Origin of the sequence: Phyllobacterium sp. (genome assembly GCF_037994425.1) — a bacterium.
Taxonomy (GTDB): domain Bacteria; phylum Pseudomonadota; class Alphaproteobacteria; order Rhizobiales; family Rhizobiaceae; genus Phyllobacterium.
Genome location: NZ_JBBNAM010000172.1, coordinates 1 through 9,465, shown reverse-complemented (window position 1 = coordinate 9,465; position 9,465 = coordinate 1). Strand labels below are relative to the sequence as shown.

Here is a 9,465-nt window from a genome sequence, read left to right as displayed (position 1 = left end):
GTGCAAACGCCGCGCTTCTGCGGGTTTTCCTGCAGAGCAGGGACTTTATTGCGCTTTACCGGCGCAACGCGCGGCTTGCGGATCAGCTGGTTTACGGTAGGCATTCAACCTTCCCTCTTTCACAAATCTCGTATCTTCGCCCGTCAGGGCCGTTTCAGCGTCATGCTCATGCACGAATTCGGGCAACAGAACCACCGCTTGGGTGGCTTGCCCGAATAAAAGCAGAGGAAGCCAAAACGGCCTCATGCGAGCGGCAATTACATATCGATCGTAAAACGAACCCTGTTTGAGATGAACTCCAGAGCGAGTCGCTCCGAAAAAGCCAATCTCACATCGGCTCAGATGGCGTGCTGATACTTGGTCATTGCGTTACAGTCAAGCCTGAACGCCAAGATTTATTAAGGTTTGCGCGCTTTAGCGGCGCAGCACCGGCCCATTGAAAGATAGTTTCGCCAAACAGGCATTATTTCAAGCAAAATTTCACGTATTCCACGACGACGACGCAACCGTTCGTGCTAGGAACCGTTGAAATCAGTGTTCGCACAATTTGCCAAGGGAATCATCCAAATGCCAGAAGACTCAGCCAAACCCGTCCACCTCGTCGTCGCTGACGTCTGGAAGGAGAAGGAGGAGGAACCGAGGCAGGTGCACCTGCTTCTCATGACCGACGACACCGACAACCTCGTCAACATCGCGCTGCAGATATTGGCCAATGAAGGCTACGATGAGGCGGAACTAATGGAAATCGGTACGATTACTGAGGAGCCCGGGGAGGAACCGCATCGTTCGGCGTGGAAGAATGCCCTCACCGGCCAGGCAGCGCTCATTGAGTTCAACGAGTAGCGACGATCAAGCACCACGATCGATCTTTAAGGCCACGATCTGATAGAATAGGAAAGGCCGCCCCGAACTGCTCGGGGCGGCCTTTTGATTCTCGGCGCTAGCCAGCCTTATTCGGCGGGCTGGCCCGTCATGTCCGAGAGCATCGGGCTTGCCTTGGCAGCCGTCGCACCGGACTCCTTGCGGCGCTCGTCGATAATCAAGTCGTCGCGCGCCACGGCAATGCGGCGGATCTGCTTGACCGTGCCACCCGTACCCGCCGGGATCAGACGTCCAACGATGACGTTCTCCTTAAGGCCCTGCAGGGCATCCATCTTGCCGGCGACCGCCGCTTCCGTGAGGACGCGTGTCGTTTCCTGGAACGATGCCGCCGAGATGAACGACGGGGTCTGCAGCGATGCCTTGGTGATGCCGAGGAGGACCGGAACACCATAGCCCGGCTTCTTGCCATCTTCCTCAAGGCGCTCGTTGATCTCGTCGAGCTCAATGCGATCGACGTGATCGCCCGGGATGAAGCCGGTATCACCGGACTCGGTGATCTCGACCTTCTGCAGCATCTGACGGACAATCACTTCGATGTGCTTGTCGTTGATCAGAACGCCCTGCAACCGGTAGACTTCCTGGATTTCGTTGACGAGGTAGGAAGCAAGTGCCTCCACGCCCTTAATCGCCAGGATGTCGTGCGGCGCCGGATTGCCGTCGAGGATGTAATCGCCCTTTTCGATGGCGTCGCCGTCCTGAAGATGGAACGGCTTGCCCTTGGGGATGAGGTACTCGACAGGCTCGAGCGTCTCGTCGTTCGGTTCGATGACGATGCGGCGCTTGTTCTTGTAATCGCGGCCGAAACGGACCGTACCGTCGATCTCGGCGATGATCGCATGGTCCTTCGGACGGCGAGCTTCGAACAGTTCCGCAACGCGCGGCAGACCACCGGTGATGTCCTTGGTCTTGGCGCTTTCCATCGGAATACGGGCAAGAACGTCACCAGCCTTCACATGCGAACCGGGTTCGACCGAAAGGATCGACTCGACCGACAGCTGGAAGCGAGCGTCGCCACCCTTTGCCAGTTTCATCACCTTGCCGGCCTTGTCCTTGACGACGATAGCAGGCTTCAGGTCCGAACCACGCGGCGTCGAACGCCAGTCAATGACCACGCGCTTGGTGATACCGGTGGACTCGTCCGTCGTCTCCGCAACCGAAAGACCGTCGACCATGTCTTCGAATTCGACATGACCTTCGACTTCCGTCATGACCGGACGGGTATACGGATCCCACTCGGCGATACGCTGGCCGCGCTTAACATTATCGCCATCATCGACATAAATGCGCGAACCGTAGGTAACGCGGTGTGTTGCGCGTTCCTTGCCGTTTGCATCGAGGATGACCACAGCCATGTTGCGGCCCATGACGACCAGATGTCCGTCCGAGTTGCGTACCACGTTGCGGTTGCGGATCTGAACCGTACCCTCGTAGCTGGCTTCGAGGAACGACTGATCGACAACCTGCGCAGTACCACCAAGGTGGAACGTGCGCATTGTCAGCTGCGTGCCCGGCTCACCGATCGACTGAGCGGCAATGACGCCGACAGCTTCACCCTGGTTGACCGGAGTACCACGGGCCAGATCGCGGCCGTAGCACTTGGCGCAGATACCGCCACGCGTCTCACAGGTAAGCGCCGAACGGATGCGAATGGACTGAACGCCAGCCTTCTCGATCGCGTCGACGTCGAACTCGTCGATGATCTTGCCGCCGGCGACCAGAACGTCGCTGGAAACCGGATGCACGATATCTTCAAGCGCCGTACGACCGAGGACGCGCTGACCAAGGGTCGCCACGACCTGACCGGCATCGACGATCGGCTGCATGGTGAGACCGGTGGTCGTACCGCAATCGGTCGAGATGACGATGCAGTCCTGTGCGACGTCGACGAGACGACGGGTCAGGTAACCGGAGTTGGCCGTCTTCAAGGCGGTGTCGGCAAGACCCTTACGGGCACCGTGGGTCGAGTTGAAGTACTCGTTCACGGTCAGACCTTCCTTGAAGTTCGAAATGATGGGCGTTTCGATGATCTCGCCCGAAGGCTTGGCCATCAGGCCGCGCATGCCGCCGAGCTGGCGCATCTGGTTCGGCGAACCGCGAGCACCCGAGTGCGACATCATGTAGATCGAGTTCATCTGCTTCTGGCGGCCAGTAGCAGGATCGAACTCGACGGCCTTGATGCGTGCCATCATTTCGTCAGCGACCTTCTCGGTGCACTTGCCCCAAGCGTCGACAACCTTGTTGTACTTCTCGCCCTGGGTGATCAGGCCGTCATTGTACTGCTGTTCGTATTCCGTCGCCAAAGCTTCGGTCTCGGCAACGAGCTTCGCCTTGGTTTCCGGAATGACCATGTCGTCCTTGCCGAACGAAATGCCGGCGCGGCAGGCATGGGCAAAGCCAAGCTGCATGATGCGATCGCAGAAGATGACCGTCTCTTTCTGACCGCAATGGCGATAGACCGTGTCGATCATCTTGGAGATGTTCTTCTTGGTCATTTCCTGGTTGCAGATGTCGAAAGGCACGTTGTGGTGCTTCGGCAGGAGTTCACCGATGATCATGCGGCCAGGAGTGGTCTCATAGATCTTCGACGTCGGCTTGCCGTCGGCATCGATGCTCTTGAAGCGTCCCTTGATCTTCGTGTGCAGGGTAACTGCACCACTGCCTATGGCGTGATGCAGTTCACCCATGTCCGCAAAGGCCATGCCCTCGCCCGGCTCCTTGGCCGCAACGATCGACAGGTAGTAGAGACCGAGAACCATGTCCTGCGACGGAACGATAACCGGCAGACCGTTGGCGGGATGCAGGATGTTGTTCGTCGACATCATCAGGACGCGTGCTTCGAGCTGTGCTTCAAGCGAAAGCGGCACGTGAACAGCCATCTGGTCGCCGTCGAAGTCCGCGTTGAAAGCGGTACAGACGAGCGGATGCAGCTGGATTGCCTTGCCTTCGATTAGGGTGGGCTCGAATGCCTGGATGCCAAGACGGTGCAGCGTCGGCGCACGGTTCAGGAGAACCGGGTGCTCACGGATGACCTCGTCGAGAATATCCCAGACTTCTGGCTTTTCCTTTTCAACCAGCTTTTTGGCCTGCTTGACCGTCGAGGAATAACCCTTCGCGTCGAGGCGGGCGTAGATGAACGGCTTGAACAATTCGAGCGCCATCTTCTTCGGCAGGCCGCACTGGTGGAGCTTCAGCTCCGGACCGGTCACGATGACCGAACGGCCGGAATAGTCGACGCGCTTGCCGAGCAGGTTCTGACGGAAGCGGCCCTGCTTGCCCTTGAGCATATCGGACAGCGACTTTAGCGGACGCTTGTTGGCACCGGTGATGACGCGGCCGCGGCGACCGTTGTCGAACAGTGCATCAACCGATTCCTGAAGCATGCGCTTCTCGTTGCGGATGATGATGCCGGGGGCACGAAGTTCGATCAGGCGCTTCAGGCGATTATTACGGTTGATGACGCGGCGATAGAGATCGTTGAGATCGGACGTCGCGAAACGGCCGCCATCTAGCGGAACGAGCGGACGCAGGTCCGGCGGGATGACCGGAACGATCTTCATGATCATCCATTCCGGACGGTTGCCCGACTCCAGGAAGTTCTCGACGATCTTCAGACGCTTCATCAGCTTCTTCTGCTTCAGATCCGAAGTGGTCTCGGCGAGTTCTGCACGCAGGTCGCCGGCGATCTTTTCGAGATCCATCGAAGCGAGAAGTTCATGAATTGCTTCGGCGCCGATGAGAGCCGTGAAGGCGTCCTCACCGTACTCGTCGACGGCAATCATGTACTCTTCTTCAGAAAGAAGCTGGTGCTCCTTGAGGGCGGTAAGGCCCGGTTCGGTCACAATGTAGTTCTCGAAATAGAGAACGCGCTCGATGCCCTTGAGGGTCATGTCGAGCAGCGTGCCGATACGGCTCGGCAGCGACTTCAGGAACCAGATGTGTGCAACCGGAGCTGCGAGTTCGATATGGCCCATGCGCTCACGGCGAACGCGTGACAGCGTGACTTCCACGCCGCACTTTTCGCAGATGATGCCCTTGTATTTCATGCGCTTGTACTTGCCGCACAAGCATTCATAGTCCTTGATCGGCCCGAAGATCCGAGCACAGAAGAGACCATCCCGCTCCGGCTTGAAGGTGCGGTAGTTGATCGTCTCCGGCTTCTTGATCTCACCGTATGACCAGGACAGAATCTTCTCAGGGCTGGCGATCGATATCCGGATGGAATCGAATGCCTGCACAGGCACCTGAGGATTGAAAAGATTCATGACCTCTTGGTTCATGCCGTTTCTCCATGGGGCAAAGTTTGCCCTCTACTTGCGATGGATAGCCGCCGCCGCGGGTCCATCTGGATCAAATGCCGCTTCTGCAGCGGCTCGAACATGCTGGTCGGGTGCGCAGCGAACTACGCACCCTTCCCTTCTTATTCAGCCGCGTCGGGAAGCGCCTGCTGTGGTTCCAACTGTCGTGTATCGTCCAGCTCGACATTGAGGCCGAGCGAACGCATTTCCTTGACGAGAACGTTGAAGCTCTCCGGAATGCCGGCCTCGAACGTGTCGTCGCCACGGACGATCGCTTCGTAGACCTTGGTACGACCGGCGACGTCGTCGGACTTGACCGTCAGCATTTCCTGCAGCGTGTAAGCCGCACCGTATGCTTCGAGGGCCCAGACCTCCATTTCACCGAAGCGCTGGCCACCGAACTGCGCCTTGCCACCCAGCGGCTGCTGCGTGACGAGCGAGTAGGGTCCGATCGAACGAGCATGGATCTTGTCGTCGACCAGGTGGTGCAGCTTCAGCATATATATGTAGCCGACTGTTACCTGGCGATCGAAAGTCTCACCCGTGCGTCCATCATAGAGCGTCGACTGACCCGAGGACTTCAGGCCCGCCTGCTCCAGCATCACGTTGATGTCCGGTTCATGCGCACCATCGAAGACCGGCGTTGCAATCGACACACCGCGCTTCATCTGCTCGCCTAGACGGACGATGCTCTCGTCGTCATAGTTGCGAACCGGCTCGTTGCGATCGTTGTCCGGAATGATCGACTCGATCGTTGTCCGGAGCGGCGCAATGTCGCCCTGTGCCTTGTAGGCTTCGATCAGCTCGCCGATCTTCTTGCCCATGCCAGCGCAGGCCCAGCCGAGATGCGTCTCGAGGATCTGACCGACATTCATGCGGCTCGGCACGCCAAGCGGATTGAGCACGATGTCGACATGCGTTCCGTCTTCAAGGAACGGCATATCCTCAACAGCGGCGATACGCGAAACCACGCCCTTGTTGCCGTGACGGCCAGCCATCTTGTCGCCTGGCTGGATCTTGCGCTTCACAGCGACGAAGACCTTGACCATCTTCATGACGCCAGGAGGCATCTCGTCGCCGCGCTGGACCTTCTCGACCTTGTCCATGAAGCGCTGTTCAAGCAGCTTCTTGGAATCGTCGTACTGGTTGCGCAGAGCCTCGATTTCGCCCTGGACCTTCTCGTCCTCGACGGCAAACTGCCACCACTGGGAGCGCGGGAATTCACCCATCACTTCCTGGGTAACGGTGGTGCCCTTCTTGAACGCCTTCGGTCCGGCAACGGCTACCTTGCCGTTGAGAACGTCGACCAGACGGCCATAGACGTTACGGTCGAGAATTGCCTGCTCGTCGTCACGGTCCTTGGCGAGACGTTCGATTTCCTCGCGCTCGATTGCCATGGCGCGTTCGTCCTTCTCAACGCCGTGGCGATTGAAGACGCGAACTTCCACAACCGTACCGTAGGTTCCGGGCGGCATGCGCATCGAGGTGTCACGGACATCCGAAGCCTTTTCACCGAAGATGGCGCGCAGAAGCTTCTCTTCCGGCGTCATCGGGCTCTCGCCCTTCGGCGTGATCTTGCCGACGAGGATATCGCCCGGCTGAACTTCGGCACCGATGTACACGATACCGGCTTCGTCGAGGTTCTTCAGCGCTTCTTCCGAAACGTTCGGAATGTCGCGCGTGATTTCCTCAGGTCCGAGCTTCGTGTCGCGGGCCATGACTTCGAACTCCTCGATGTGGATCGAGGTGAAGACGTCGTCCGAAACGATCTTCTCAGAAAGCAGGATCGAGTCTTCGTAGTTGTAGCCATTCCATGGCATGAACGCGACGAGCACGTTGCGGCCAAGCGCCAGATCGCCGAGATCGGTCGAAGGACCGTCAGCGATGATGTCACCCTTCTCGATCCGGTCACCGACACGCACCAGCGGACGCTGGTTGATGCAGGTATTCTGGTTCGAGCGCTGGAACTTCATCAGACGATAGATATCGACACCCGACTTGCCGGGAACGAGGTCTTCCGTCGCACGGATAACGATACGCGTCGCATCCACCTGGTCGACGATACCCGTGCGGCGTGCACCGATGGCGGCACCGGAGTCGCGAGCAACGACCGGTTCCATGCCAGTACCAACGAACGGAGCCTCGGCACGTACCAGCGGAACGGCCTGACGCTGCATGTTCGAGCCCATGAGAGCGCGGTTGGCGTCGTCGTTCTCGAGGAACGGAATGAGCGCCGCGGCAACCGACACGAGCTGCTTCGGCGAAACGTCCATCAGGTCCACGTTTTCACGCGGCGCCATCAAAACTTCACCTGCATGGCGGCAGACGACGAATTCGTCGGTGAACGCGCCGGAAGCGTCGAGTTCCACATTGGCCTGGGCCACGTGATACTTGGCTTCTTCCATGGCCGACAGATAGACGACCTCGTCCGTGACCTTGCCGTCGACGATCTTGCGGTACGGGCTCTCGATGAAGCCGTACTTGTTGACGCGGGCAAAGGTTGCGAGCGAGTTGATCAGACCGATGTTCGGGCCTTCCGGCGTTTCAATCGGGCAGATACGGCCGTAATGGGTCGGATGCACGTCGCGGACTTCGAAGCCGGCGCGCTCGCGGGTCAGACCGCCCGGTCCAAGTGCCGAAAGACGACGCTTGTGCGTGATCTCGGACAAGGGGTTGGTCTGGTCCATGAACTGCGACAACTGCGAGGAACCGAAGAACTCGCGAACGGCTGCGGCAGCCGGCTTCGCGTTGATGAGGTCCTGCGGCATCACGGTATCGATTTCGATCGAGGACATGCGTTCCTTGATGGCACGCTCCATGCGAAGCAGGCCAACACGGTACTGGTTCTCCATCAATTCGCCAACCGAACGGACACGACGGTTGCCGAGATTGTCGATGTCGTCGATTTCACCGCGGCCATCGCGCAGGTCGACCAGCATCTTGACGACGGCAAGGATGTCTTCCTTGCGCAGAACACGAACGGTATCTTCCGCGTCGAGATCGAGGCGCATGTTCATTTTCACGCGGCCGACGGCCGAGAGATCATAACGCTCGCTGTCGAAGAACAGCGACTTGAACATGGCTTCAGCCGAGTCGATCGTTGGCGGTTCACCCGGGCGCATGACGCGGTAGATGTCGAACAGCGCATCCTGGCGGCTTTCGTTCTTGTCTACGGCGAGCGTGTTGCGGATGTATGGTCCGATATTGACATGGTCGATATCAAGAACATTGATTTCTTCCGTGCCGGTATCGAGCAGAACCTTGAGGGTCTTTTCGTCGAGTTCGTCGCCGGCCTCGAGGTAAACCTCACCGGTCTGGAAGTTGACGATATCTTCAGCCAGATAGGAGCCGAACAGGTCGTCCTCGGTGGCCTTGATGAATTTGAGGCCCTTTTCGGCAAGCTGCTTGGCGCTGCGCGCCGTCAGCTTCTTGCCGGACTCCAACACGACTTCACCCGTATCGGCATCGATCACGTCCGAGGTAGCCTTGAAGCCCCTGAAGCGATCGACCGAGTAAGGAATCCGCCAGGTATCCCCGTCACGGCTGAACGTGATGGAGTTGTAGAAGGTCGAAAGGACTTCTTCCGAGTCCATGCCGAGCGCCATCAGCAGCGACGTCACCGGAATCTTGCGGCGGCGATCGATACGCGCATAGACGACATCCTTGGCATCGAACTCGATGTCGAGCCAGGAACCACGGTAGGGAATGACACGGGCAGCAAACAGAAGCTTGCCGGACGAATGGGTCTTGCCCTTGTCGTGATCGAAGAATACGCCCGGCGAACGGTGCATCTGCGAGACGATCACGCGCTCGGTGCCGTTGACAATGAAGGTGCCGTTGTCGGTCATGAGCGGCATGTCGCCCATGTAGACATCCTGCTCCTTGATGTCCTTGATCGACTTCGCGCCGGTATCTTCGTCGATATCGAACACGATGAGGCGCAGCGTCACCTTCAGCGGCGCTGCATAGGTCAGATCGCGCTGCCGGCATTCATCCACGTCGAACTTGGGGGCTTCGAACTCGTACTTGACGAATTCGAGCATGGAAGCACCCGAGAAATCCGAAATCGGGAACACAGACTTGAACACAGCCTGGAGACCCTCATCCAAACGCCCGCCCTTGGGCTCTTCCACCATCAGAAACTGATCGTAGGAAGCTTTTTGAACCTCGATGAGGTTCGGCATCTCTGCGACTTCCGGAATCTTACCGAAAAACTTGCGTACGCGCCTACGACCATTGAAAGAATGGGTCTGAGCCATCGTCGCTCCTCGTCTTTATGCCAGAAACT

At 58.4% G+C, this 9,465-nt stretch carries 3 protein-coding genes and 1 pseudogene; 1 reads left to right on the top strand and 3 read right to left on the bottom strand.

All coding sequences use genetic code 11. The features are described from left to right. Nucleotides 1-104 (bottom strand): annotated as a pseudogene (locus tag AAAB35_RS12815) (30S ribosomal protein S12); the annotation flags it as partial. A 463-nt stretch (nucleotides 105-567) separates the two neighbouring features. Here AAAB35_RS12815 and AAAB35_RS12810 point away from each other — a divergent pair. Then, entirely contained in the window at nucleotides 568-843 is a 276-nt protein-coding gene (locus AAAB35_RS12810; protein ID WP_340668665.1) for a hypothetical protein, read from the top strand. A gap of 107 nt (nucleotides 844-950) precedes the next feature. On the opposite strand, the gene rpoC is transcribed toward AAAB35_RS12810, so the two are convergent. Further along, nucleotides 951-5,159, bottom strand: a complete 4,209-nt coding sequence (gene rpoC / locus AAAB35_RS12805) for a DNA-directed RNA polymerase subunit beta' (RefSeq protein WP_340668664.1) — start codon at nucleotides 5,157-5,159, stop codon at nucleotides 951-953. A 140-nt stretch (nucleotides 5,160-5,299) separates the two neighbouring features. Beyond that, the gene (rpoB, locus tag AAAB35_RS12800) at nucleotides 5,300-9,436 is read right to left on the bottom strand and encodes a DNA-directed RNA polymerase subunit beta (protein WP_340668663.1); all 4,137 of its coding nucleotides are present in this window, start codon (nucleotides 9,434-9,436) and stop codon (nucleotides 5,300-5,302) included. Nucleotides 9,437-9,465: the final 29 nt, after the last annotated feature.

Excerpts from the sequence above, each read along its gene's own strand:
- AAAB35_RS12810 (WP_340668665.1), top strand. The coding sequence starts at position 568 with ATGCCAGAAGACTCAGCCAAACCCGTCCACCTCGTCGTCGCTGACGTC.
- rpoC (WP_340668664.1), bottom strand. The coding sequence starts at position 5,159 with ATGAACCAAGAGGTCATGAATCTTTTCAATCCTCAGGTGCCTGTGCAG.
- rpoB (WP_340668663.1), bottom strand. The coding sequence starts at position 9,436 with ATGGCTCAGACCCATTCTTTCAATGGTCGTAGGCGCGTACGCAAGTTT.